Origin of the sequence: Mariniflexile sp. (assembly GCF_041583155.1) — a bacterium.
In the GTDB taxonomy this organism is placed as follows: Bacteria; Bacteroidota; Bacteroidia; order Flavobacteriales; family Flavobacteriaceae; genus Mariniflexile.
On record NZ_JBFHGK010000013.1, the window covers coordinates 16,093 to 42,198 of the forward strand.

General features: G+C 33.4%; 26 protein-coding genes. 22 read left to right on the forward strand and 4 right to left on the reverse strand.

The window, feature by feature from the left end:
• Nucleotide 1: 1 nt before the first annotated feature.
• A complete protein-coding gene (locus ABYI63_RS06670; protein ID WP_372754734.1) occupies nucleotides 2–1,057 on the reverse strand; it encodes a 2Fe-2S iron-sulfur cluster-binding protein in 1,056 nt (351 codons plus the stop codon).
• A gap of 241 nt (nucleotides 1,058–1,298) precedes the next feature.
• On the opposite strand from ABYI63_RS06670, the gene ABYI63_RS06675 reads away from it, so the two are divergent.
• The 20 genes from ABYI63_RS06675 to ABYI63_RS06770 all read left to right on the forward strand — a co-directional run bounded on the left by ABYI63_RS06675 (nucleotide 1,299) and on the right by ABYI63_RS06770 (nucleotide 20,432).
• Complete coding sequence (locus ABYI63_RS06675; protein ID WP_372754736.1) at nucleotides 1,299–1,703, forward strand: DUF2059 domain-containing protein; 405 nt, start codon at nucleotides 1,299–1,301, stop codon at nucleotides 1,701–1,703.
• Between the two features lie 11 nt (nucleotides 1,704–1,714).
• Nucleotides 1,715–3,193 carry a DUF5687 family protein gene (locus ABYI63_RS06680; RefSeq protein WP_372754738.1) on the forward strand — a complete coding sequence of 493 codons (1,479 nt, stop codon included), beginning with the start codon at nucleotides 1,715–1,717 and terminating at the stop codon, nucleotides 3,191–3,193.
• Nucleotides 3,194–3,204: 11 nt separating this feature from the next.
• Entirely contained in the window at nucleotides 3,205–3,912 is a 708-nt protein-coding gene (locus ABYI63_RS06685; protein ID WP_372754740.1) for an ABC transporter ATP-binding protein, read from the forward strand.
• A gap of 201 nt (nucleotides 3,913–4,113) precedes the next feature.
• Nucleotides 4,114–6,681: a tetratricopeptide repeat protein gene (locus ABYI63_RS06690; RefSeq protein ID WP_372754742.1), complete on the forward strand. Its 2,568-nt coding sequence runs from the start codon at nucleotides 4,114–4,116 to the stop codon at nucleotides 6,679–6,681.
• 8 nt (nucleotides 6,682–6,689) lie between these two features.
• Nucleotides 6,690–7,103 carry a polymer-forming cytoskeletal protein gene (locus ABYI63_RS06695; protein ID WP_372754744.1) on the forward strand — a complete coding sequence of 138 codons (414 nt, stop codon included), beginning with the start codon at nucleotides 6,690–6,692 and terminating at the stop codon, nucleotides 7,101–7,103.
• Entirely contained in the window at nucleotides 7,069–7,293 is a 225-nt protein-coding gene (locus tag ABYI63_RS06700) for an AtpZ/AtpI family protein (RefSeq protein ID WP_372754746.1), read from the forward strand. The genes ABYI63_RS06695 and ABYI63_RS06700 overlap by 35 nt, the downstream gene beginning before the upstream one ends.
• Nucleotides 7,293–7,688 carry a hypothetical protein gene (locus ABYI63_RS06705; protein ID WP_372754747.1) on the forward strand — a complete coding sequence of 132 codons (396 nt, stop codon included), beginning with the start codon at nucleotides 7,293–7,295 and terminating at the stop codon, nucleotides 7,686–7,688. Before ABYI63_RS06700 ends, ABYI63_RS06705 begins: the two co-directional genes overlap by 1 nt.
• A gap of 102 nt (nucleotides 7,689–7,790) precedes the next feature.
• On the forward strand, nucleotides 7,791–8,906 hold the full coding sequence (gene atpB / locus ABYI63_RS06710; RefSeq protein ID WP_372754749.1) for a F0F1 ATP synthase subunit A: 1,116 nt from the start codon (nucleotides 7,791–7,793) through the stop codon (nucleotides 8,904–8,906).
• A gap of 73 nt (nucleotides 8,907–8,979) precedes the next feature.
• Nucleotides 8,980–9,171, forward strand: coding sequence for an ATP synthase F0 subunit C (gene atpE, locus ABYI63_RS06715; RefSeq protein ID WP_164974874.1), 192 nt, complete (start codon nucleotides 8,980–8,982; stop codon nucleotides 9,169–9,171).
• Between the two features lie 75 nt (nucleotides 9,172–9,246).
• Nucleotides 9,247–9,747, forward strand: coding sequence for a F0F1 ATP synthase subunit B (locus ABYI63_RS06720; RefSeq protein ID WP_372754751.1), 501 nt, complete (start codon nucleotides 9,247–9,249; stop codon nucleotides 9,745–9,747).
• Between the two features lie 6 nt (nucleotides 9,748–9,753).
• Entirely contained in the window at nucleotides 9,754–10,290 is a 537-nt protein-coding gene (gene atpH, locus ABYI63_RS06725) for an ATP synthase F1 subunit delta (protein ID WP_372754753.1), read from the forward strand.
• Nucleotides 10,291–10,317: 27 nt separating this feature from the next.
• Complete coding sequence (atpA, locus tag ABYI63_RS06730; protein ID WP_372754755.1) at nucleotides 10,318–11,898, forward strand: F0F1 ATP synthase subunit alpha; 1,581 nt, start codon at nucleotides 10,318–10,320, stop codon at nucleotides 11,896–11,898.
• 87 nt (nucleotides 11,899–11,985) lie between these two features.
• Nucleotides 11,986–12,846 carry an ATP synthase F1 subunit gamma gene (gene atpG / locus ABYI63_RS06735; RefSeq protein WP_372754757.1) on the forward strand — a complete coding sequence of 287 codons (861 nt, stop codon included), beginning with the start codon at nucleotides 11,986–11,988 and terminating at the stop codon, nucleotides 12,844–12,846.
• Between the two features lie 202 nt (nucleotides 12,847–13,048).
• Nucleotides 13,049–13,831: a T9SS type A sorting domain-containing protein gene (locus ABYI63_RS06740; protein WP_372754759.1), complete on the forward strand. Its 783-nt coding sequence runs from the start codon at nucleotides 13,049–13,051 to the stop codon at nucleotides 13,829–13,831.
• Nucleotides 13,832–13,946: 115 nt separating this feature from the next.
• Nucleotides 13,947–15,371, forward strand: coding sequence for a lipopolysaccharide biosynthesis protein (locus tag ABYI63_RS06745; RefSeq protein WP_372754761.1), 1,425 nt, complete (start codon nucleotides 13,947–13,949; stop codon nucleotides 15,369–15,371).
• Nucleotide 15,372: 1 nt separating this feature from the next.
• Nucleotides 15,373–15,807, forward strand: coding sequence for a dUTP diphosphatase (dut, locus tag ABYI63_RS06750; protein ID WP_372754763.1), 435 nt, complete (start codon nucleotides 15,373–15,375; stop codon nucleotides 15,805–15,807).
• Between the two features lie 103 nt (nucleotides 15,808–15,910).
• Nucleotides 15,911–16,930 carry a sugar phosphate nucleotidyltransferase gene (locus ABYI63_RS06755; RefSeq protein WP_372754765.1) on the forward strand — a complete coding sequence of 340 codons (1,020 nt, stop codon included), beginning with the start codon at nucleotides 15,911–15,913 and terminating at the stop codon, nucleotides 16,928–16,930.
• Nucleotides 16,931–17,068: 138 nt separating this feature from the next.
• The gene (locus ABYI63_RS06760) at nucleotides 17,069–18,430 is read left to right on the forward strand and encodes a tetratricopeptide repeat protein (RefSeq protein WP_372754767.1); all 1,362 of its coding nucleotides are present in this window, start codon (nucleotides 17,069–17,071) and stop codon (nucleotides 18,428–18,430) included.
• Entirely contained in the window at nucleotides 18,430–19,197 is a 768-nt protein-coding gene (locus ABYI63_RS06765; RefSeq protein WP_372754769.1) for a DUF4292 domain-containing protein, read from the forward strand. Before ABYI63_RS06760 ends, ABYI63_RS06765 begins: the two co-directional genes overlap by 1 nt.
• A 65-nt stretch (nucleotides 19,198–19,262) precedes the next feature.
• A complete protein-coding gene (locus ABYI63_RS06770) occupies nucleotides 19,263–20,432 on the forward strand; it encodes a murein hydrolase activator EnvC (RefSeq protein WP_372754771.1) in 1,170 nt (389 codons plus the stop codon).
• Nucleotides 20,433–20,905: 473 nt separating this feature from the next.
• Here ABYI63_RS06770 and ABYI63_RS06775 read toward each other — a convergent pair whose 3' ends face one another.
• Both ABYI63_RS06775 and ABYI63_RS06780 read right to left on the reverse strand, forming a co-directional pair.
• Nucleotides 20,906–21,415 (reverse strand): acyl-CoA thioesterase, encoded by a 510-nt coding sequence (locus tag ABYI63_RS06775; protein ID WP_372754773.1) that lies wholly within the window; start codon nucleotides 21,413–21,415, stop codon nucleotides 20,906–20,908.
• A gap of 67 nt (nucleotides 21,416–21,482) precedes the next feature.
• A complete protein-coding gene (locus tag ABYI63_RS06780) occupies nucleotides 21,483–22,430 on the reverse strand; it encodes an SPOR domain-containing protein (RefSeq protein ID WP_372754775.1) in 948 nt (315 codons plus the stop codon).
• Nucleotides 22,431–22,622: 192 nt separating this feature from the next.
• Between ABYI63_RS06780 and dprA the strand changes: the two genes are divergently transcribed.
• A complete protein-coding gene (dprA, locus tag ABYI63_RS06785; RefSeq protein ID WP_372754777.1) occupies nucleotides 22,623–23,726 on the forward strand; it encodes a DNA-processing protein DprA in 1,104 nt (367 codons plus the stop codon).
• A gap of 44 nt (nucleotides 23,727–23,770) precedes the next feature.
• Here dprA and trpS read toward each other — a convergent pair whose 3' ends face one another.
• Nucleotides 23,771–24,739, reverse strand: coding sequence for a tryptophan--tRNA ligase (trpS, locus tag ABYI63_RS06790; RefSeq protein WP_372754779.1), 969 nt, complete (start codon nucleotides 24,737–24,739; stop codon nucleotides 23,771–23,773).
• Between the two features lie 112 nt (nucleotides 24,740–24,851).
• On the opposite strand from trpS, the gene ABYI63_RS06795 reads away from it, so the two are divergent.
• Nucleotides 24,852–25,586 (forward strand): lysophospholipid acyltransferase family protein, encoded by a 735-nt coding sequence (locus ABYI63_RS06795; protein ID WP_372754781.1) that lies wholly within the window; start codon nucleotides 24,852–24,854, stop codon nucleotides 25,584–25,586.
• Nucleotides 25,587–26,106: the final 520 nt, after the last annotated feature.

The following is a 26,106-nucleotide window of genomic DNA, read 5'->3' on the forward strand; positions in this document are numbered from 1 at the left end:
TTTAAACATCATCATAATCTACTACAATGGTAGCCGTCGTTGGATGTGCCTGACAAGTAAGTATTAGTCCTGCTGCTACTTCTTTTTCGGTTAAAATATTGTTTTGGCGCATCGTTACTTCACCTTCTTTTAAGCGCGCTAAACAACTACAACAAATACCGCCTTGGCAAGAATACGGTGCATCAAGATCTTCATCTAAGGCAGCTTCTAAGATGGTTTGTTTTTGCGACATTTCAATTGTTGATGTTTCGTCGTCAACCGTAATAGTTGCCATAGTTTTACCCGATGGAGTTGTGGCTTCTTCCATTTCAATTGGTTTTGCAGCCTTAAAGAGTTCGAAATGAATACGGTCTGAATCAATGCCATTATCGGTTAAAACATCTTTTACAACATGAATCATAGCTTCTGGTCCGCATAAATAAAAGGCGTCAACCTCAATATGTTTGTGCTTATTTAGCATCACATAATTTACGGTGCTCTTTTCTATTCTACCAAAAATTGAATCCTCTTTATCTTGTTGACTAAATACAAATTGAATAGAAAATCGGTCTTTATATTGATGTTGAAGATCTAATAGTTCATTTAAAAACATGGTGTCTTCAGTAGATTTATTGCCGTAAACTAAAATCACTTTACTATATACTTCTTCTTCTAAAGCACATTTAATAATACTTAAAATTGGGGTAATACCACTTCCAGCGGCAAATGCAGCTATGTTTTTGGTTTTTGAATCGTTGGGTTCAAAAATAAAACGCCCTTTTGGAGGAGCTACTTCAATAGTATCACCTGTTTGTAATGCGTTGTTGGCATAAGCTGAAAATGTTCCGTCTTTAACTTCTTTTACTGCAACTTGAAGTTCGCCACTTTTTGGAGAGGCGCAAATAGAATAATCGCGTCTAACTTCATTGCCATTAACCGTAGCTTTTAAAGTAATATATTGCCCTGCTTTAAAAGCAAAGGTGTCTTTTAGATTTTCAGGGAGGTTAAAGGTGATGCTAATGGCTTTGTTAGCTTCTTTTTTTATATTTCTAATTGAAAGTTTGTGAAATGATGACATATCTAAGTTTTTAACAAAAATAATGAAGCCATTAGATTTACAGCATAATTAGTTCAAAAAAAAACTAGAGAACTTACTTACGCATATTAATTTTATAAATAAATTTGAGCTATATGGACAACTAATTTTATATAAAGGCAGTTCTACTAACATCATTTTAAAGTTTTCAATAGATAATCCTTAATATAAGTTTATTTTATTTATTACTTTTACTACATAAAACATATTAATCAATAAAAAAATGAAAAAAATTTTACTAGTTTGCGTGTTCATGATGGCTTTAAGTGTTAATGCTCAAGAGGAATCTACTCAATTTAAATCACAGACTATTGAGTTTATAAAGCTAACAGGTGCAGGTGCTGCTTTTGATGGCGCTATTGCTCAGATAGGTTATGGTGTTCCAGATGAAAAAAAAGAAGCATACACTAAGGAAGCATTAGCAACATTAGACGGTTTATATGCTAAAATTGCCGATTTATACATGGAGGAATTCACTCAAAGTGAAATTAGTGAATTAGTAAGTTTTTATCATACCGATTTAGGAAAAAAATTAGCTGAAAAACAATTAGGATTAACACAAAAAGCGATGACTTTTGGTCAATCATGGGGAATGGAAGTAAGTCAAATTGCTCAAAAATATAATTAATCAATTATTACATGATTAAGCATTTTCTAAGTTTAGAATGGCTATCGTTTTTTAGGTCGGCGAGTTTTGGTAAAAGCATTGCTATAAAAATTTTAATGGGTTTTTTGGCATTATATTTTATAGCCATTTTTTTAGGATTAGGACTCGTGTTATATCCGGCACTTACGGAGGCATTTCCAGATTTAGATCCATTAAACATTGTAAATAGTGTTCTGTTTTATTGGATTATAGGCGATTTACTGTTTAGGTTTTTCTTTCAAAAATTACCAGTTATGGTTGTTAAGCCTTTATTGGTTTTGCCTATAAAAAGAAGCAAAATTGTGAACTATGTTTTGGGTAAATCGCTTACCTCATTTTTTAATTTTTTGCATCTTTTTGCCTTTGTACCTTTTGCAATTACACTTATATTAAAAGGGTATCCTACAGCTGCGGTTTTAATTTGGCTGTTGGCAATTGTGTTAACAATATTAATTATTCATTTTTTAAACTTTATAATTGAAAGTTTTTCAAGTGAAATTGAATTATCTTTTTTGCCTATTATAAGTGTGGCAGGTGGTTTATTTGGGCTTAATTATTTCAAAATTATATCATTTTCAAGTATCGTAGCGAATGGCTTTGAACGTGTTTATGAACTACCAGTTTTAATTGTTGTTCCCATTTTTATTTTAATAGGTTTGTATCTTTTTAATTTCAAAATATTAAGGAAAAAACTCTTTTTGGATAGTGGGTTAAAAGAAAAAGTTGCCGAAATAAGCACTTCTAATTTAGATTGGACAAAAAATTTTGGAGACATCGCCCCGTTTATGCAGCTCGATTTAAAACTCATTTGGAGAAACAAGCGCACCAAATCATCAGTATGGATGTTGGTAATGGGCTTGTTATATGGCTTGTTTTTTTATCCGCAGGACACTTATCAAAACATACCATGGTTTTTTGTGTTTATAGGCATTTTTTCAACGGGTATATTTTTAATTAATTTCGGGCAATTTATACCAGCTTGGGATAGTGGTTATTATAAGTTGCTAATGAGTCAGAATATTAAGTATGAGCAATATTTAAAATCTAAATTTACTTTAATGGCTTTAAGTGTTGCTATATTGTTTGTTTTAGGTATCCCTTACGTGTTTTTTGGTTGGAAAATTTTATTAGCACATTTTGCCGCTGCTATTTATAATGTTGGTGTAAACACACACCTTATGCTGTATGGCGGATCTTTTAATAGAAAAAAGATTGATTTAAGCCAAAAAGCAGCCTTCAATTATCAAGGAACCGGTGCAGTACAATGGCTTATTGGTATTCCATTATTGATAATGCCTCTGGGTATTTTTGCGCTATTTTACTTTTTGGTAGGGTTCGAAATATCGTGTTTAATTATCGCGCTTTTTGGCGTCATTGGCATTGTGTTTCATCAAAAACTAATGAATGGGATAACATCAAAATACCTAAAATCGAAATACATAATGATTGATGCGTTCAATCAAAATAACTAAAAGCGAGTAACATGATAACAACTTCAAATTTATCCAAAAAGTATAATGGTAATTTAGTTTTGAATATTGAATCATTAGTAATTCCTAAAGGGCAAAGTTTTGGTTTAGTGGGTAATAACGGTGCGGGAAAAACCACTTATTTCAGTTTGCTTTTAGATTTGATTCAACCTACAACAGGTTTTATTACTACCAATGGTATTCAAGTGAATGAAAGTGAAGATTGGAAACCGTTTACATCTGCATTTATAGATGAAAGTTTTTTAATAGGATATTTAACTGCGGAAGAATATTTCTATTTTATTGGCGAATTACGCAACCAAAACAAAGCAGATGTAAATGCTTTGGTAGCGCAATTTGAAGATTTTTTTCACGGTGAAATACTAAACCAAAAAAAATATTTAAGAGATTTAAGTAAAGGCAATCAAAAGAAAGTGGGCATTGTAGCTGCTTTAATTGGAAACCCCGAGGTTATCATTTTAGATGAACCTTTTGCAAATTTGGATCCAACAACACAAATTCGATTAAAAGACATCATTAAAAATTTGGCCCAAAAACAAGGCATTACCGTATTGGTTTCCAGTCACGACTTAATGCACGTAACCGATGTTTGCGAACGTATTGTTGTATTGGAAAAAGGCGAAGTTGTAAAAGATCTAGCAACCAATGCCACAACTCTAAAGGAATTGGAAACACATTTTGCAGGAACCGGTGTGGTTTAGTGGCCTTTATCAGTTTATGTTCTTTATCACCTTTTATTTGTCTTCCAGCAATACTAAACATCATAAAACCAAACAAATAACGTCACTTCATCCAAAAGTCCTGTCATTTTATCGGTTAATCGAAAAAGATGCTTATTTTTACCTGCTTTCATAATATAAGCACGAGTTTATAGTTATTAAGTTAGACTAAAAATACCAGCATTGAAAATACCGTTTAAAACAACCATAATTTTTGCAAGTTCTATTATACTGTTAGTAAGTTGTTCCAGAAAGAAGGATAAATTTATTAGTCGAAATTTTCACGCTGTAACAGCAGAATTTAATGCACTTTTTAATGGTTATAATGCGTTAGAAGCTGGCAGAAGTAGCTTAATCGATGGTTATGCAGACAATTATTGGGAGGTTTTACCTATTGAGCGGATGCAAATTTCGGAAGAAGTGATGCTTCCTGGTCAATCTAAAAATGAAAATTTCAATACGGCAGAAGAAAAAGCGGTTAAAGCCATTCAAAAACACAGCATGAACATTGCTGGTAAAGAAAAAAACCCACAAATTGATGAAGCCTATTTACTTTTAGGAAAAGCTAGATATTTTGACCAGCGTTTTATACCAGCATTAGAGGCTTTCAACTACATCCTATACAAATATCCTGCAAGTGATAAAATAAACCAAGCGAAAATTTGGCGCGAAAAAACCAACATTCGGTTGGATAACGATGAGCTTGCCATTAAAAACCTGAAGCGCTTATTAAAACAAGAAAAGCTTGAAGATCAAGATTTAGCCGATGCCACGTCTATGTTGGCGCAAGCGTATTTAAACACAAAATCCATTGATAGTGCCATCACCCAACTGGAAATAGCTTCAAAGGCTACAAAAAGGGAAGATGAACGTGGCCGATACAGATTCATTCAAGGACAATTGTATAACGAATTGGGCAAAAAGGATAGTGCTATTTATGCATTCGACAAAGTGATTGAGCTGAACAGAAGAACACCCCGAATTTATATGATTAGTGCCGAAATTGAAAAAATTAAAAATTTCGATTATGAAAAAGATAATAAATATGAGTTGTTGGAACATATTACGGAGCTTGAAGAAAACCGTGAAAACCGCCCATTTTTAGATAAAATTAATCATCAAAAAGGCTTGTACTATTTGCATAATCAAATCGATACGTTAGCAATTACATATTTTAATAAGTCGTTACGAACTAATTCTCAAGATAAAATATTAAGAGCTAAAAATTTTGAAATCCTAGGTGATATCAATTTTGATAAATCGCTATATCGAGAGGCTGGTACTTATTACGATAGTACCATGACGAGTTTGGTTTTAAACTCAAAACCATACCGTATAATTAAACGTAAACGCGATAATTTAGAAGATGTAATTTTTTATGAAGAGATTGCCAAAGCAAGCGATAGTGTTTTACGATTGGTAAACTATACAGAGACTGAACGTGTTGCCTATTTTGAAGATTTTATTGAAAAACTTAAAATAAAAACTGAAAAAGCTAAAGAAAAAGCCGAGGCATCGGAACGCAACAATGCGGGATTAGCAACAGTTAATACTCCGGTTGGAGGTTTGCAGGTGCAACGCGGTATGCCCATTCAAGCGGCGACCTTTTATTTTTATAACCCAACTACAGTATCTTATGGTAAAAACGAGTTTATTAAAAAATGGGGCGACCGTTCGTTAGAGGATAATTGGAGATGGAGTAACAAAGGCAATACTTCTGCATCAAATGTGGCAGAAAGCATCAATATATTAGCAATGGCTTCAGAGGATGAAAAGTTTGATCCACAATTCTACATTTCTAAAATTCCTTCCGAAGAAAAAGTTATAGATAGTATTGCTAAAGAAAGAAACTATGCCTATTATCAGTTAGGTTTAATTTATAAAGAGAAATTTAAAGAATACGAATTAGCAAAAAGTAGGTTTCAAAACTTATTAAAAAGCAACCCAGAGGAGCGCTTAATTCTGCCTTCAAAATACAATTTGTATAAAATTTACGAGGCTTTAGGGCAAAATGGCGAAGCAAACATTGCTAAAACCGATATCGTTGCAAATTATCCTGAATCTAGATATGCCATTATATTATCAAATCCAGAATCGGCTTCCGATGTAGATGATAACAGTCCGGACAAATTATATGAGAGGGTCTATGTGCAATTTGAAAATCAAGAATACTTAGATGTGATTTCAAAAAGTGAAGAGTATATACAATCCTTTGATGGTGATGCTATAGTTCCTAAATTTGAACTTTTAAAGGCTACTGCAACAGGACGTTTATACGGAAAGGAAGCGTACAAAGAAGCGATTAATTATGTAGCTGTTACATATGCCAACACCCCTGAAGGTAAACAAGCTCAAGAAATTGAAACAAATGTATTGCCTAAATTAATAAGTGCCGAATTTGTAAATGACTATGAAGGTGCTTCCGATAATTACAAGGTCGTTTTTAAATTTGATAATACAAAAGCAGAACAAATTGTAAGCTTTCAGAAAGTCTTGGATGAGGCTTTAAAAAACATTAAATACTACAATTTAAAATCGTCAGTGGATGTGTATACCCCAAACTCAACGTTTGTAATTGTACATGGTTTAAGAAATATGCAAGTAGCCAATACTTTTAATCAATTACTTACTAAAGAAGATAAAAAGAAAATAACATTACCGTATTTTGTGGTATCATCAACAAATTACCAAATCATTCAGATTCATAAAAATTTGGATGCTTATTTAAATACGGTAAATAACTCTAAATAATTAGCATTATGTTCTCAGATAGCAAATCAAACAAACAAGGCCAAGACAATTTATCAAGTCAGAATATTATTTCTCAAGGTACAAAAATTGTCGGCGATTTTAATAGTGAAGGCGATTTTAGAATAGATGGCATTATAGAAGGGACAATTACTACTACAGGTAAAATTGTTGTAGGTAAATCGGGTTTTATAAAAGGGACGCTACAAGGCACAGATGCATATTTTGAAGGTAAATTTTCGGGAAAATTAAGTTTATCAGGAACCCTTACTTTAAAGGCTTCGGCAGAAATTGATGGCGAAGTAGTGGCAGGTAAATTGGCTGTTGAACCAGGAGCTACCTTTAACGTGTCGTGTGTAATGAAGGGTACAGTAAAAGAAATAAACAAAGGTGAGCAAGGAACAAAAACCGAAAGAACCGCTTAAAAATGCTGTTATTCTTACAGGAATAGCCTTTCAAATGGGTATTACTATTTACCTTTTTATAATTTCAGGTAAGTGGTTGGATGCTAAATATTCTAATGGAGGAAAGGTATTTCTAATTATAGGTACCTTGCTGGGAGTTGCCATTTCGTTATATGTTGTGTTACAGCAACTAAAGAAGTTTAATGATTAATGAGAAAATTGTTAATAGTAAATATTTTAGGCATACTTGGTATATCTGTAGGTACTTATTTTATTTACATTTGGGTTTTACAATTTGCTCAAGCGAATGTACTTACGAGCCAAATACAGTTTGCTTATGTAATTAATACCGTTTTGGCAATTGGTATTATGTCGATTTTATTTGTATTCCGAAATAAATATAAAGACCAATTAGGGTTGTTTTTCATGGTTGGAAGCTTTATTAAATTTGGTTTCTTTTTTGTCTTCTTTTACCCAGGTTATCATTCAGATGGTATTATAACTCGAAATGAATTTTTGTCTTTTTTTATTCCATATGCTATTTGCCTAATTACTGAAACAGTAGCTTCTATAAGGCTTCTGAACAGATTAGATACAAATGAATAAGTAAAAAAAAGGACTAGTTAAATAATGTGAGATTTTGTTTTTTGATTTTAAGATAAAAACATACCTTTGCACGGATTTTTAGCCCACTATTAATTAAGTGATATGCAATATATATATTCATTAAGAACAATTTGTTTATTATTTTTCTTTGCAACAAGTCTTTCTTTTGCTCAACATGAACAAGGGGAAATGCATTTAGAAGAAATTGCTCCTGAAGTAGAAGGTAAGCAAGGAATTAAGGAAGAAATTAAAGAATACATTAATCATCACTTACTTGATTCTCACGATTTTGGGTTGTTTTCATACGAAACGGATGCAGGAGAACATAAATACATTGGTTTTCCGCTTCCAGTAATTTTATGGGACAATGGGTTGCAGGTGTTTTCATCGTCTAAACTTCACCACGGAGAATCGGTTGCAGAGGTAAACGGTAACTACTACAAATTATATCACGGAAAAATTTATAAAACAGACGCGGCAGGAACTATTCATCTTGATGATCATCATCATGCTACAAACGCTAAGCCTCTAGATTTTTCAATCACAAAAAACGTATTCACCATTTTCTTAGTAGGGTTGTTAATTTTCTTTATGTTTCGAAGAATGGCTAAATCGTATCAAAAAGGTGCTTTGCCAAGTGGAATGGGACGTTTATTAGAACCAATTGTGTTATACATTCGCGATGATATCGCCATTCCAAACATCGGGAAAAAACATTACAAGCGTTACATGAGTTTCTTATTAACCGTGTTTTTCTTTATCTGGATCATCAACTTATTAGGATTAACACCACTTGGTGTTAACGTAACAAACAATATTGCTGTAACCTTAGCATTGGCGTTATTAACGTATTTAATAACTACATTTACGGCTAACAATAACTATTGGGGTCATATCTTCTGGATGCCAGGTGTGCCATGGCCAATGAAAATTATTTTAGCACCAATAGAATTGCTGGGTACATTCATTAAACCTTTTTCATTATTAATACGTTTGTATGCAAATATTACTGCAGGACATATTGTATTAATGAGTATTATTGGTTTAATGTTTATATTTAAAAACTGGTTAGGAAGTTCATTGTCATTTGGTTTAGCATTTGTGCTAGCCTTGTTAGAGCTTTTAGTGGCTGCTTTACAGGCGTATATCTTTACAATGTTATCGGCATTGTACTTTGGTTCGGCTGTAGAAGAGCATCACCACGACGATCATCATTAATTAATTATAGTTTGTTGCATTTCCATGGGTATGGAAATTTTAAATTGAGTGTTTAATTTTTAATATATATATTATGACAATTCCAAACATTGTAGGAGCTGGTTTAATCGTTATCGGTGCTGGTTTAGGTATCGGTAAAATTGGTGGTTCAGCTATGGAAGCTATAGCGCGCCAACCAGAAGCCTCAGGAAAAATCCAAACAGCTATGCTTATTGCAGCTGCACTTATTGAAGGTATTGGATTTGCTGCGTTATTTGCAGCTTAAAAACCAAAAACAGCTATAACGGTTGGTTATAGCTGTTTTTAAATTAAAAATTAACTAGTATAAAGAGACACATAAATGGAAAAATTAATTGAACAATTTTCTTTAGGTTTATTCTTCTGGCAATTATTATTATTTGTTGGATTAGTGCTTTTATTAAAAAAGTTTGCTTGGAAACCAATCTTAAACGCAGTTGAAGAAAGAGAAGAAGGGATAAAAGGTGCATTAGATTCTGCTGAAAAAGCAAAATTAGAAATGAAAAATCTTCAAGCCGATAACCAAAAGTTATTAAAAGAAGCTAGAGCAGAGCGTGAAGACATGCTTAAAGAAGCGCGTGATATCAAAAATAAAATGATAGAAGACGCCAAAAGTGAAGCGCAAACACAAGCTAATAAAATGATTGAGCAAGCGCAAGCAGCTATTGAAAGCGAAAAGAAAGCAGCTATGGCAGAATTGAAAAGTCAAGTAGCAAATTTATCTTTAGAAATAGCTGAAAAAGTAGTGCGTGAAGAATTATCTAACAAAGACAAACAAGTTAAATTGGTTGAGTCTATGTTGGGAGAAGCAAAATTAAACTAAAATAAAATGGCGGGAGCAAGAGCAGCAATACGTTACGCAAAGGCAGTATTAAGTTTAGCATCAGACAGAAAAACGGCCGAGGTTGTAAATGCTGATATGAAGTTAATTGTTAGTACCCTTGCACAAAGTAAAGATTTGAGCGATACGCTTCAAAGTCCTGTAATGGGTACTTCAGTTAAAAAGGCTGTTTTGTTAGAGGTTTTCAAAAATGCTGATAAAACAACTTTAAGCTTAATAGATACGTTAGCTACCAACAATAGAATTGCTATTATTGGTGATGTAGCTTCCAAATACACAAAATTATTTGACGAATCTAAAGGTATTCAAGTAGCAACAGTAACAACTGCTATTGCGTTAACCGATGCCTTAAAGCAACAAGTATTAGCTAAAGCTAAAGAACTTACAGGAAATGATATTGAAGTTAAAAGTATTGTAGATGAAAGCATCTTAGGAGGTTTCATTTTACGAATTGGCGACATCCAATATAATGCAAGTATTGCAAATCAATTTAGTAAACTAAAAAAGGAATTCACATTAAACTAAGATATTTATATCTAAATAAATAATAAGATGGCAGAAGTAAAACCAGCTGAAATATCAGCAATCTTAAAGCAACAACTATCAGGTTTCGAAGCTAATGCTTCATTGGACGAAGTTGGAACTGTATTAACTGTAGGTGATGGTATTGTACGTGCTTACGGATTAGCTAACGCGCAATATGGTGAGTTAGTAGAATTCGATGGCGGTTTAGAAGGTATCGTACTTAACTTAGAGGAAGATAACGTAGGTATCGTATTACTAGGTGTTTCTAAACTAGTTAAAGAAGGTTCAACAGTTAAACGTACTGGTCGTATCGCTTCTATTAATGTAGGTGAAGGTATTGTTGGACGTGTAGTTGATACTTTAGGAAACCCAATTGATGGTAAAGGTCCTATTTCTGGTAAAACTTACGAAATGCCTCTAGAGCGTAAAGCACCTGGAGTTATTTTCCGTGAGCCAGTAACCGAGCCATTACAAACAGGTATCAAATCTATTGATGCGATGATTCCTGTAGGTCGTGGTCAACGTGAGTTGGTTATTGGCGACCGTCAAACTGGTAAAACAGCAGTTTGTATCGATACCATCTTAAATCAAAAAGAATTTTACGATGCAGGTGAGCCTGTATATTGTATATATGTTGCTGTAGGTCAAAAAGCATCAACAGTTGCTCTAATTGCTAAAACGTTAGAAGAAAAAGGTGCTTTAGCCTATACAACTATCGTAGCTGCAAATGCATCAGATCCTGCTGCAATGCAAGTTTATGCACCGTTTACAGGAGCTTCTATTGGAGAGTATTTTAGAGATACAGGTCGTCCGGCATTAATCGTGTTTGATGATTTATCTAAACAAGCAGTAGCTTACCGTGAGGTGTCTTTATTATTACGTCGTCCACCAGGACGTGAGGCGTATCCATGTGACGTTTTCTATTTACACTCTCGTTTATTAGAGCGTTCTGCAAAAGTTATCAATAATGATGAGATTGCTAAAAACATGAATGATTTACCAGATTCTCTTAAAGGAATTGTAAAGGGTGGAGGTTCATTAACAGCATTACCTATTATCGAAACACAAGCAGGTGACGTATCAGCATATATCCCAACAAACGTAATTTCTATTACAGACGGACAAATATTCTTAGATGGAGATTTATTTAACTCGGGTGTACGTCCAGCAATTAACGTAGGTATTTCGGTATCACGTGTAGGTGGTAATGCTCAGATTAAATCAATGAAAAAGGTTGCCGGTACTTTAAAATTAGATCAAGCACAATTCCGCGAATTAGAAGCCTTTGCTAAGTTTGGTTCCGATTTAGATGCCGTTACATTAAACGTAATCAACAAAGGAAAACGTAACGTTGAGATTTTAAAACAAGCTCAAAACGATCCATTTAAAGTTGAAGATCAAATTGCAATCATTTATGCGGGATCTAAAAACTTATTAAGAGATGTGCCAGTAGAGAAAGTAAAAGAATTTGAAAAAGATTATATTGAATTCTTAAAAGCGAAACATGCTAATGTGTTAGCTGATTTGAAGGCAGGTAAATTAACTGATGAAGTTACAGATACATTAACAGCTGTAGCTAAAGATTTATCAGGAAAATATAGAGCTTAATTGTCATTCCTGCGAAAGCAGGAATCTCATGTTTTGAAATTGAATTAAATAGATTCCGTAACAAGTGCGGAATGACAAAAAGAGATTATGGCGAATCTAAAAGAAATACGTAACAGAATATCATCGGTATCTTCAACGATGCAAATTACCAGTGCCATGAAAATGGTATCGGCTGCAAAGTTAAAGAAGGCACAAGATGCTATTACAGCAATGCGTCCTTATGCAGATAAGTTAACTGAGCTTTTACAAAGTTTAAGTGCGACTTTAGATGCAGATTCTGGAAGTAAATTTTCTACGCAACGCGAAGTAAAAAAGGTTTTAATTGTGGCTATTACTTCGAATAGAGGTTTAGCAGGTGCTTTTAATTCTAATATTTTAAAAGAGGTAAATAGATTAGTTTCTAAAACATATGCTAATCTAGATGTTTCGTACGTAACTATTGGAAAAAAGGCTAATGATGCGTTTAAAAAGACCAACAAAATTATTGCCAATGAAAGTGCTATTTTCGACGATTTAACCTTTGATAACGTCGCTGTAATTGCTCAAATGTTGATGGATAAGTTTGTTGCTGGAGAATTTGATAAGATTGAAATTGTTTATAACAAGTTTAAAAATGCAGCTACACAAGAAGTGATGGTAGAACAGTTTTTACCTATCGTACCTGCAGAATCCAATGCAAATGTTAATTTAGATTATATTTTTGAACCATCAAAAATTGAAATCGTTGAGCAATTAATTCCTAAATCATTAAAGACACAATTATACAAAGGAATTAGAGATTCTTTTGCGAGTGAACATGGTGCACGTATGACAGCGATGCATAAGGCAACTGATAATGCAAAAGAGTTACGTGATCAACTTAAACTAACCTATAATAAAGCACGTCAGGCTGCTATTACCAACGAAATTTTGGAAATTGTTGGTGGTGCGGAAGCATTGAATAACTAGTAGTTACATTTCTGCACCCGCAGAAATCCTTTATATATTTAAAAGCCTCAATTATTTGAGGCTTTTTTTATTGACTTTATCGCATAAAAATCGTTAAAATACAATAAATACAGGTGTAAGAGTTATTTGTGGTGTAAATTCTTTAATTTTAGTTTTTCTTTGTGTACTTTTAAATGTCCTAAATAACTTAACCTATCATACTATGGCGAAACATTACTTTTTATATACTTTTATAATCTTTTTACTTTTTTATCATCATATTAATGCTCAAACCTTAACTTTTACATCGGATGCTGGCGCGCTGTGGAATGATGGTATCGCTACCGATGGCGAAGGTGGATCACAAGACATAGCAGGCTTAACATTCGAAATTTATAATGTAAATGAAGCTTTGAATAATATTGCAGAGATAGAATGGAAATCAACCTCAGAATTGGCTATTGCTGGCGATAATTTCCATGGCTTAACTACTTTTGCTATCCCTTACGGCGCAAGCGCTGGTTGGAAAGGTCACGTTATTAGAGAGGCTTCAGGTTTAGAGTTTCAAATTAATGGATTTGATTGGTTTGATTGGGGAAACTACAACAATCAGTCCATGGTCGTATTAGGTTATAAGAATGGCTCTCAAGTAGCTTCTTCTAATTTTGTTGGCAATGCTAGTGATAGACGGGTTTTTGTAAGCTTAAATTCCGATTTTGATAGTGTGGATGAAGTTAGAATTTTAACTACCACCGGAACAACCTTTCCCACATTAAACAATATTCAAATTGCAGGTGCTATCTTAAATACCGACACAAAGCTATTAGCAGATTTAAAAATAGTAACTAAAAACAACCAATTTGTATCAAATTTAAAAGACTTGAAATTGGAGGTATATAACTTATTAGGCAAAAAAATTGAGAATGCAAACCTGGTGTCTGGCATCTATATTGTGAAAGTGATATTAAAAAATGGCAAATCTGTAGCTCTTAAAAAACTTATATAATTACACTTAAACTTGTATTTTAAAGCTTCATACACCATGAAGCTTTTTTATTTAACTATTATTTTTATAGCTGTGTTGAATTATCTACTTTTAACACAACTTATTGCATGTTACTTTGAGCGTATTAAAAAAGTTTTTTAAAGACACTATCATTTATGGTTTGGCAACCGTTTTGCCTCGTTTAATGAACTTTTTATTGGTGCCTTTACATACGGGAACCTTGCAAACTACCAGCTATTCCGATAACACAACTTTTTATGTTTATGCAGCCTTCTTCAATGTGTTATTAACTTATGGGATGGAGACGGCTTTTTTTAGGTTTTTTAATAAATCTGATGAAAAAGACAAAGTGTTTTCTACGGTTTTTATTAGTTTAATTCTAACAACCTTACTTTTTTTAGGTGTCGTTTTGATTTTCAATGAGCAATTAGCTTTTTGGTTAAACATTCCCTTAAAATATTTTAATATCTTGATAGGATTATTGGTTTTAGACACGCTTGTAGTTGCGCCGTTTGCTTATTTGCGGGCTACTGGGCGACCAATTAAATTTGCCTCCATAAAAATTGCCAATATTTTAATTTATGTTTTACTTAACTATTTCTTTTTATGGGTAATGCCAAAATTTAATATAAGTTTTGCTAATTATGACAAATCGGACTTGGTTCAGTATATTTTCATTGCTAATTTAATAGCAAGCATCGTTACTTTTTTAATGTTGTTGCCTTATTTCTTTAAAACAAAATTACAGTTTAGTAAAGTTATTTTTAAACAGCTTATTAACTACGGATGGCCAATTATGGTTGCCGGTTTAGCTTATGTAATTAATGAGAATTTTGATAAATGGATACTTCCTTATTTGGTTGGTAAAGATATAAACGGAGCCTATAGTGGCTGTTACAAAATAGCAATGTTTATGACTATCTTCATCCAAGCGTTTCGTTTAGGAGCCGAACCATTTTTCTTTTCCCATGCAAAAGAAATAAATGCCAAAGAAACTTATGCTTTAATTATGAAGTATTTTGTTATTGTTGGTAGTTTTATGTTGGTATTTATCATATCCTATTTAGATATTTTTAAAATCTTGTTAGTTAAGGATGAAAGTTACTGGCAAGCCATTTCCATTGTACCGATAGTTTTAATAGCCAACTTATGTTTAGGTATCTATTTCAATTTAGCCATTTGGTATAAATTAACTGATAATACTAGGTACGGTATGTACTTATCCATTGTGGGAGCAGTTATTACAATCGTTTTCAATTTATTTTTTATTGAAAAAATAGGTTTCATTGCTGCTGCTTGGGCCACTTTAGCTGCATATGGTATTATGATGGTCTTATCATATGTAATAGGTCAGAAATATTATAAAGTACCATATGATTTAAAGAAAATACTTGGATATTTAATACTAGCTATTATATTATCGGTGATTACATTAAATACAAATGCTAATTATTACATTAATACGTTTTTAGTTTTATTATTTTTGGGCAGTATAATGTTGTTTGAAAAAAATGAACTAAAACGACTGTTAAAACGATAATATGGAAATAAAAATAATAAACAAATCCAACCATGCCTTGCCCCACTATGAAACGGGCGCATCAGCAGGTATGGATTTAAGAGCTAACTTATCTGAACCAAAAACTTTAAAACCTTTAGAGCGATGCATTGTTGGAACAGGTTTGTATATTGAATTACCAATAGGGTATGAAGCACAAGTGCGTCCACGTAGTGGTTTGGCTGCTAAAAAAGGAATTACTGTTTTAAATGCACCCGGTACGGTTGACGCCGATTATAGAGGTGAAATTGGAGTTATTTTAGTAAACCTATCTCATGAAAATTTTGTTATTGAGAATGGTGAACGTATAGCACAGTTAGTCATTGCAAAGCACGATAGAGCAGAATGGGTAATAGTTAACGAACTTTCTGAAACCGCAAGAGGAGAAGGTGGTTTTGGTAGTACTGGAACCAAATAAGCAATATATTACGAATATCGATTGTAGATTTTTGAAAGAAAACCATCGTGTATTCGTTGCAAATAATACACAAAAAAACAACTAAACGAATCAACTTTTTAAGATGAAAATAATTGTACCAATGGCAGGGCGAGGCTCTCGTTTACGTCCGCATAGTTTAACCGTACCAAAACCCTTAATACCAGTGGCAGGGCAACCTATTGTTCACCGATTGGTAAAAGATATTGCTAAAGTTTTAAAGCAACCTATTGATGAAATCGCATTTGTTCTGGGGGATCCAGCATTTTTTGGTGATGATGTTGTTGAAAGTTTAAAGGCTTTGGCAACCGAATTAGGCGCGAAAGCATCCATTTACCGCCAAGATTTGCCTTTAGGTACTGGTCATGCTATAATGTGTGCTAAACCATCTTTATCGGGCCCTGCAGTAATTGCTTATGCTGATACGTTGATTCGTGCCGAATTCGAATTAGACCCAACGGCCGATAGTGTAATCTGGACCAAACAAGTAGATAATCCAGAGGCTTACGGCGTTGTAAAATTAAACGGAAATCAGGAAATTATTGAGTTAGTTGAAAAACCAAAGGATTTTGTTAGCGACCAAGCTGTAATTGGTATTTATTATTTTAAAGATGTGGCGGTTTTGAAGGAAAAACTACAACAAATTTTAGATGAAAACGTTACCAATGGAGGTGAATATCAAATTAATGATGGCATTATCCGAATGATGGCCGATGGAAACGTTTTTAAAACCGGAACTGTAAACGAGTGGATGGATTGCGGTAATAAAGCGATTACGGTTGAAACCAATGGCAGGATGTTAAACTTCTTGAAGGCAGATGCACAAGAACAATTAATAGCTGATTCGGCACAAGTAATAGATTCGGAAATTATTGAACCTTGTTTTATTGGTGAAAATGTAGTGATTAAGAATAGTACAATTGGACCCAATGTGTCCATTGGAAAAAACGGTATTATTGAAAATTCAACTATAAAAAATAGTTTGATACAAACACATACGACTATTAGAAATGCTAATTTAGATGAAGCGATGATTGGCAACCACGTAAGGTTTGATGGCAAATTTAAAAGTGTAAGTATTGGAGATTATTCGGTGTTGGAATAGTTTTTGAATCAACTAAATTTTGGCGAATACCTGCGTTAGGGATTGCAGCGGCATCCTTTTTTGCCATTAAAAGCAAAAAAGATATAGCGGAAAGCCCGACCCTTGTGGTAACGCCCAAATAAAAAATAATATAAATACATGAAACAAAAAATCTACATACTCATTTTTATCGTCGGAACCTTTTTGCTTCCGCAGATGAATTATGCGCAGGTAGATTTTAATAAAAAGCCTGATGATGATTTGGGTGTTGTTGAAGACGCTTTTCAGGAACAATTTTATGAGGCGTTAAAACAGCGAGGTATTGAGAATTATGATCGCTCGGTAACCGCACTTTTAAAATGTATAGAATTGGATAATTCGGTACCAGTTTTATATTTTGAATTAGGAAAAAATTACAATCAGCTTAAAAATTTTGGGGCTGCCGAGGAAGCCTTTAAAAAAGCCATTAGTAAAGCACCCGAGAACGAATGGTTTTTAGATGCCCTTTATGGTTTTTATATTGAACAGAATGATTTTGATAAAGCCATTAAAACGGTAAAGGAGCTGGTAAAATACCATCCGGATTACAAGGAGGATTTAGCGGGATTGTACTTAAAGACTCACGAGTATGACGAAGCTTTAAAGCTTTTAGATGCCTTGGATGCTGAATTTGGAATTTCGGTAGCTAGAGATGTTATGCGAAATCAGATTTATGCAGCTACGGGACGCAAAAAAGATCAGATAAAAAATCTGGAATCGCGTGTGGAGGATAATCCAGATAAAGAATCAAATTATTTACAACTCATTTACCGCTATAGTGAAAATAATGAAAAAGAAAAGGCTTTTGAAACCGCACAGGAATTACTTAAGGTAAACCCACATTCACAGGTGGTTCATTTGGCACTTTACAAATTTTATTTAGATGATGATAATGCTGAAAAGGCTATTGAATCTATGAAAATTGTGGTTAGAAGTTCAGAAATTAAACCCGAAGCTAAACTTAAAGTATTAACCGATTTTGTACAGTTTGTTAGTAACAACCCGCAATACGAACCCGATTTAGTTGAAGCAACCACCTTGGTTAGTGATAGCAACAATAGTAAAACCCTTATTGAATTAGGGCAATATTACTTGTCTAAAAATAATAAATCCAAGGCTTTAGGGTATTTTGAGACTGCCTTAAAAATAGATTCAGAAAATTTTAATGTCCTTAGAAATGTATTGTTACTTTACATAGATTTGCAAAAATTTGATGTGGCAGAGAAAAGGAGCAACGAAGTGCTTCAGAAATATCCAGCACAACCTTTGTTTTATTTAATTAATGGCGTAGCATTAAACCAGTTAAATCAACCAGAAAAGGCCATTGAAATTTTAGAAACTGGTGTAGATTTTGTTATTGATGATACTAAAATGGAAATCGATTTTTATAAACAACTAAGTTTAGCCTACAGCGCAATAAACAATACTGCCAAAGCAAAAACGTTTAGTGATAAAGCAATACAATTAGAAACCGAAAATTAATGAACAACTTAAAGTACATCTTTTTTACCTTAGTGGCATTTTTGGTGTTTAATTGTAAATCGTCAAAAACCTTAGTTGGTGGAGAAACGAATCTAAAACTTAACACAAAACAAGTTTTAAAAGAAAACGCCAAACAGGTAGCAAATTTTAATACACTGCAATCTAGACTTAAAATTAGTTACAATCAAGATGGCAACTCGCAATCGTATAGTGTGAATTTTAGGGCCAAGAAAGATGAAGTAATATGGATAAGTGCTGCATTTTCTGTGGTTAAAGCATTAGTAACCCCTGATAAGGTTAGTTTTTACAACAAGTTAGATAATACCTATTTTGAAGGGGACTATAATTATTTAAGCAATATACTAGGTACCGATTTGGATTTTGAGAAGGTTCAGAATTTATTATATGGTGAAGCTATTTTTAATATGGACGCCGATTCCTATGAAGCTTCAATAAACGATAAAGCTTACCTATTACAACCAAAACAACAACGAGCTTTATTCGAAATTTTCTTTTTATTGGACCCTGTTCGATTTAAAGTGAAATCGCAACAAGTATCACAACCAAAAGAATTTAGGCATTTACAAATAGATTACTTAACCTATCAAGAGGTTGAAAAACAATTGTTACCAGAAAACATAAAGGTAATAGCTGTTGAAGCAAATAAAGAAACAATTATTGAATTGGAGTTTAAAGGAGTTACTTTAAACGAAGATTTAAGTTTTCCGTATAAAATACCCTCAGGTTTTAAAGAAATAAAACTTTAATGTTACAATATAGCCAACCATTAAAAAGAATAGTACTGTTTAGCTTTTTGCTTTGCAGTCTATTTATGTTTTCTCAAAGTGAAAAACAAAAAGAATTGGAACAACGCAGGCAAGAACTTCGTTTAGAAATTCAAAGAATTAATAGGTTACAAACAGAAAATAAATCCAAAGAAAAATCCCAATTAAATTTAATCCAGGGGTTTAGGCATAAAATAAATGTATTGGATAAGTTTATTAAGCTTACTAACCAACAGGCTAATTTATTAACACGCGATATCAATTATAATCAACGTAAAATAACAGAGTTAAGAGAGGAATTAAAGGTTTTGAAAGCCGATTATGCTGCTATGATGGTTAAATCTTATAAGAGTAAAAACCAACAAAGCAGAATCATGTTTTTGCTATCGGCCGAAAACTTTAAACAAGCTTATAAGCGTTTGCAGTATATGAAGCAGTATACTGAGCACCAAAAGGAGCAAGGTGAAACAATAAAAGCTAAGACTCTTGATTTGCAAGCCACCAACTTGGAGTTACTTAAACAACAAGAGGTAAAAAAACAACTTATTGCTGAAAATAGAGAAACCCAAAAAACATTAGAAAACGAGCGTAAGCAGCAAGAAGAATTAATGAAATACATCAAGAAGAATAGCGCGATGTATGCCGCTCAAATAAAAGAAAAACAGCGCGAAGCCGATAGGATTGATGCCGAGATTGATAGAATTATTAAAGAAGCCATTGCCAAGTCTAATAAAAAAGCAGGGGTTACCAGTACAAAAAGTTCTTCGGGCTTTTCTTTAACCCCAGAAGAGAAGGTTTTAGCGGCTAATTTTGTAGCCAACAAAGGAAAACTACCATGGCCCGTTGAAAAAGGTTATGTAACGCTTGGATATGGTACACAGCCGCATCCAATTGATAATTCATTAACCATTAAAAGTAATGGTGTTCGTATAGCAACCGAAAAGAATGCAAAAGTACTTGCTGTTTTTAATGGCGAAGTAAGCGCCGTTCTTAGGATGAAAAATGTGAATCCTATTGTTATGATTCGTCATGGAGATTATTTAACCGTATATAGAAATTTAGCATCGGTATATGTTAAAGAAGGCGATAAGGTAAGTACAAAACAAGTGATAGGGGAGGTATTTACAAACCAATCCAACGGTGAAACCATATTAACTTTTTCAATAGCAAAAGGTACAGCAACTGAAAATCCTGCATCTTGGATTTATAGGATGTAAATTTTCTCGTTTTCTATTATATTTCTGGAATGTAATTAATTAGTAACCCGAAAGTTGAAGGGGTTTTTAATAACTACCCAGAAATGGTTCAGCAACGATTACTACGTTTGAGGCCGTTAGTATTAAGTGTTGCTTCTGAAATTGATGGATTGGAAAAACTTGAAGAAACTTTAAAATAGGGCGAACCTAGTTACTTTACCAAGCATGGAAGCACTATTAGGATGGATTGAAAAGCAAATAAACCAAGGCAATATGCAGGGCAATATGCTATGTATTTTAAATGCACCTCTAAATTAATTCCAACTTTCAAAACCATTTATAATAACACATTTGAATACGAAGGGAATAGAGCCATCGTTTTTAAATTGCACACTACGATACCCGAAGTTGCATTAAAATGTTGTATTTCAATGGCATTAAGGTGTCATAAACTGAAGTATTTGCCTTTATTAGGTGCTTAGGTTATACTTGTTTTATTCAAAAAAGGCTTTTAATTCAGTTGCTTCATGAGGTTTCATTTTACCAGAAAGTAATAAACTTAATTGTTTTCTACGTAAAGCGGCATCAAAACGTTGTTTTTCCAAATCGGTTTCTGGTATAACTTCTGGCACTACAACAGGCTTTCCTGTATCATCCACTGCCACAAAGGTGTATATACCATCGTTAGCTTTTGTTCGTACACCTGAGTTTCTATCTTCAATCCAAACATCAATAAACACTTCCATCGATGTATTAAATGCGCGAGATACTTTTGCTTCCACAGTTACAACGCTTCCTAAAGGCACAGCTTTAGTAAAAGCCACGTGGTTAACCGATGCGGTAACAACTATGTGTCTGCTATGACGATTAGCGGCAATACTTGCAGCTCTATCCATTCGGGCTAATAATTCGCCTCCAAAAAGATTGTTTAAATGATTGGTTTCACCAGGTAAAACGATATCTGTAAGGATTGTTTTAGATTGTTCGGGTGTTTTTGCTTGCATTACAACGTGTTTAATGTTGTGCAAATGTAAACCGATTTTAAAATTTATTTGATAGTTTTAGGAATAATTATTCTAACGTAACTTCAAGCTCTTTTACCAACAACCAAGCCTCCTTGTTGTAGTTAGTTCTAACATCACGCAACACTTTATAAGCGTCTTCAGCCGTTTCATAACTTCCATAAACCACTTCGTGTAAACCATATTTATTTACACCAATGGTTCTGGCATTATAGCCTTGTGCTTTTAATTCGTCAATAATTTGAGCACAATTGTCTTCAACTCTAAAAGCTCCAGCAACTACGTGGTAATTTCCAGATTGTTTAACAACATTTAAAGTAATGGCAGGCAACGGATTTAAATTAAAGGTCGCTTGTTCAATTTTAGCTTCCAATTGTTGATTTGCTTTCTCCTGAGCTATTTGATTATGTTGCTCTATTTGGTCGATATAATATTTTGAAGAAACTAAACCGCCCATAGTTAAGGCAATTAATGCTACAGCAGCATATTTAAAATAAGGCTTAGATTTACGTTTTTCGTGGGTTACAGTAAGTGGAATTACTTTTTCAATAGCCTCAACTTCTGTTTTATAAACTTCACGAACAACTGAAGGTGATACAAATTGTGACAACCCAAAAGAATTAGTTAAATAGTTTAAATGGTAGGAAGGTTCAAAAACTATTTTGCCTTCAGCATTAAAAACGATGTCGCCAATATTTTTAAATGTAACGGTTTCACCTTGTGTTAAATACGATTTTATGGTATTTACACGTTTTGCAATTTTTTCATTAGCAATTTCAAAAGGAATCTTTTCTACATCGGCTATGTAATGCGCCAACAAGCCATCATTTTTTTGAATTTGCTCATTAAAAGACACCGTTTTCTTGGGTGGATAAAAAGTGTTTGTTGCAGCATCGATAGTTGCAGACGCACGTTGTGTTAAAAATGCACCAAATTCAGGTATGGTAACACACTCATATCTATAGAGTAAATCGCTAATGTAAGTTTCTAATTGCATAGTAACAAAGTTATAATTTTTTGCTTTCAGATAGAATTTACTATGAAAAATTTATTAACAAAGCCAATCAATTTTAAAATTACGCTTTTTAGGTCAATCGGTGATTATAAATTTCAAAAAAACATAGAAATTTTAAATCTCAAAAATTGCGTAAAAATTCTTTTATTGCAGCTTCAAAATCAATTGTATACAATGAGCGAAAATGATTTGCTTTACACTTTAGCATTGCAGCATGTGCCCAATATTGGCGATATTACGGCTAAACGTCTTATTAATCATTGTGGATCTGCGGAAGCAGTTTTAAAAGAAAAACAACAGAATTTACTTAAAATTGATGGTATTGGCAGCGTCATTTTAAGCGATTTGTTTAAGCCACATCATTTAAAAGAAGCAGAAAAGGAACTTGTGTTTATAAAAGAAAATAACATTCAGGTGTTATATTTTGAAGATGAAAATTACCCGCATAAGTTAAAACATTGTATTGATGGGCCTATGGTATTGTTTCAATCAGGAACGATAAACTTAAAGCAACAGCGTATTATAAGTATTGTTGGTGCAAGAAAAATAACTACCAGTGGTATTGGCTTTTGCGAAGAATTGGTGGAACAACTCGCTATTTATAATCCTGTTATTGTTTCAGGGTTTGCCTATGGAACAGATATTACAGCACATAAAGCAGCCATTAAACACAACTTACAAACTATTGGTTGTTTAGCGCACGGACTTAATCAAATTTATCCGGCTGTGCATAAAAGATATATGGTTGATGTGGAGAAAAATGGTGGGTTTTTTACTGATTTTTGGAGTTCAGACACTTTTGATAGAAACAATTTTTTAAAACGAAATCGTGTGATTGCTGGTTTAAGCGAGGCAACCATTGTTATAGAATCTGCTGTAAAAGGTGGTAGTTTGGTAACTGCTGATATTGCAAACTCATATAATCGCGATGTGTTTGCGGTGCCAGGAAGAACTACCGATATGCAAAGTGTGGGATGCAATAATTTGATTAAGTACCAAAAGGCACACATGCTAACCACGGCTTTAGATATACCCTATATTTTAGGTTGGAAACTGGAAGAGGACAAACAGCCTGCTATCCAAAAACAGTTGTTTGTAGAGTTGGATGCCACCGAAAAAGTGATTTATGATTATTTAAAAGAAAACGATAAACAATTATTAGACGTAATTGCTATTGAATGTAACATACCCATTTTTAAAGTGGCAAGTATATTACTTACTATGGAACTTAAAGGTGTAATTCGTCCCTTACCAGGGAAGTTGTTTGAGGTAATATAAAATGCCTGCTTTTGCAGGCATTTTATGAAGTTAAAACGATATTGTTAGTAGCCTACCTTTTCTCTAACGCGCCTTAAAACGTTATCAGCTACTAATTTTGCTTTTTCAGCGCCTAAAGCCAAAGCTTTGTCTATTTCGTTTAGGTTATTCATATAATAGTGGTAACGCTGGCGTTGTTCGGCGAATTTTTCAACAATTAATTCAAAAAGTGCTTGTTTTGCGTGTCCGTAGCCATAATTACCGTTTTCATAATTGGCTTTCATGGTTTTTATTTGGTCTTCATCAGCTAACAAACTATAAATGGCAAAACAGTTACAAGTGCTCCAATCTTTTGGTTCTTCTAGCGCCGTACTATCGGTTTGAATAGTCATTATTTGCTTGCGTAATTTTTTATCGTCTAAAAATATGTTGATGAAGTTTTCGCGACTTTTACTCATCTTTTCACCATCGGTTCCAGGAATGATCATGATATTTTCCTGAATTTTCCCTTCTGGTAAAACAAAAACCTCACCCATTTTAGCATGAAAACGAGAGGCAACATCTCGTGTCATTTCAATATGCTGTAACTGGTCTTTCCCTACCGGAATTATTTCAGCATCATATATTAAAATATCAGCGGCCATAAGCATTGGGTATGTAAATAAACCAGCGTTTACATCTTCCAGTCTATCGGCTTTGTCTTTAAAACCATGTGCAAGTGTTAAACGTTGGAAAGGAAAAAAGCAACTTAAATACCATGATAGTTCGGTTACCTGTGGGATATCACTTTGTCTATAAAACACTGTCTTTTCAATATCTAACCCAAAAGCCAGCCAAGTAGCCGCCACCGAATACGTGTTGTCTCTAAGGGTTTGGGCATCCTTAATTTGGGTTAAGGTGTGCAAATTCGCTATAAATAAAAACGAATCGTTTTTAGGGTCGTTTGCCATTTCTATAGCAGGCATTAATGCGCCTAAAATATTTCCTAAATGTGGTGTTCCTGTACTTTGTATGCCTGTTAGTATTCTTGCCATCTTGATATTCCCACGAAGGTGGGAACCTTATTTAATTAAACTAATTTTATTAAGCAACAAAGGTAATTTTTTTAATAGAATTGCTCAATACAATTGTGTATTTTTGGTTTTGATGAAGCTTTTTAAATACCTGTTTTGGATTTTGTATCGCATCTGGTTCTACATTCTTGTAGCATTACCAATACTTATTTTGTTTCCCATACTTTTAATATCTATTTCTAAAGAATCGTGGTACCCGTATTTTTTTAAAATTGCCCGTCTTTGGGCTAAATTTATTTTAGTGGGTATGGGTTTTCATTGGAAAATTGAACGCGAACAAACCCCGGAAAACACTAAAAGTTACATGTTTATTGCCAATCACACCTCTATGGCAGATATAATGCTCATGCTGGTTTCGGTAAAAAATCCTTTTGTTTTTGTTGGTAAAAAGGAACTGGCCAAAATTCCGCTTTTCGGATTTTTCTACAAACGAACTTGTATTTTAGTTGATAGAAGTTCGGAAAAAAGCAGAAAGGCTGTTTTTTTAAGAGCTCAAAAACGATTGAGAACAGGTGTAAGTATTTGTATTTTTCCTGAAGGTGGCGTGCCTGAAGAACATATTATGTTGGATGAATTTAAGGATGGTGCTTTTAGGCTAGCAATTAATCATGATATACCTGTAGTGCCTATAACCTTTGGTGATAATAAAAAGCGACTTTCTTACACCTTTTTTAGTGGGGGCCCAGGAATCATGCGTGTTAAGGTTCATAAATTTTTAGAAACGGATACTTTAACAATTAAAGATACCAAGGCTTTGAATGCAGAAGCAAGATGTGTTATTTTGAAACAATTGGAGGTTTTTAATTAAACCATGGCACAAGATGTTTTTTATTAAGTACATAGTTTTATCAACATACAGAATTTCTTATTTCATTGCAAGAGTTGGGTCATCTAAGTCTGTCTTGGACTTTACAACTAAATTAAGAATGTCAAGTACATTAGCGTTGTATTTAACGCTTCTTATTTTAATTATACACCGTAGTCTGGTCAAATATATTGACCTAAACGCATTTATTCACCTTCAAAGAGACAGGTACATTATAATATGTTTTTATTTCGTTTTGTGCGGAATTATTTTTAGTAAATTAAATTTAAATTGGATAAAAAGTATCCAATTAACAACAAAAGAAAAAAACATAAGTAGGGTTATGTTATTAGTTTCGCTTTTGGCATTTATAATGTCTATTTAAAATTTATATTAAGTATTAAAGCATCAATTATAGTAGTGTTATTTCTACAACGAATAACTATGATTTTCCAATTAAAAATTTTTTAAACAAATAAAAAAAACGGCTCTGAGGAGAGCCGTTTTCATTGATATTAATTTC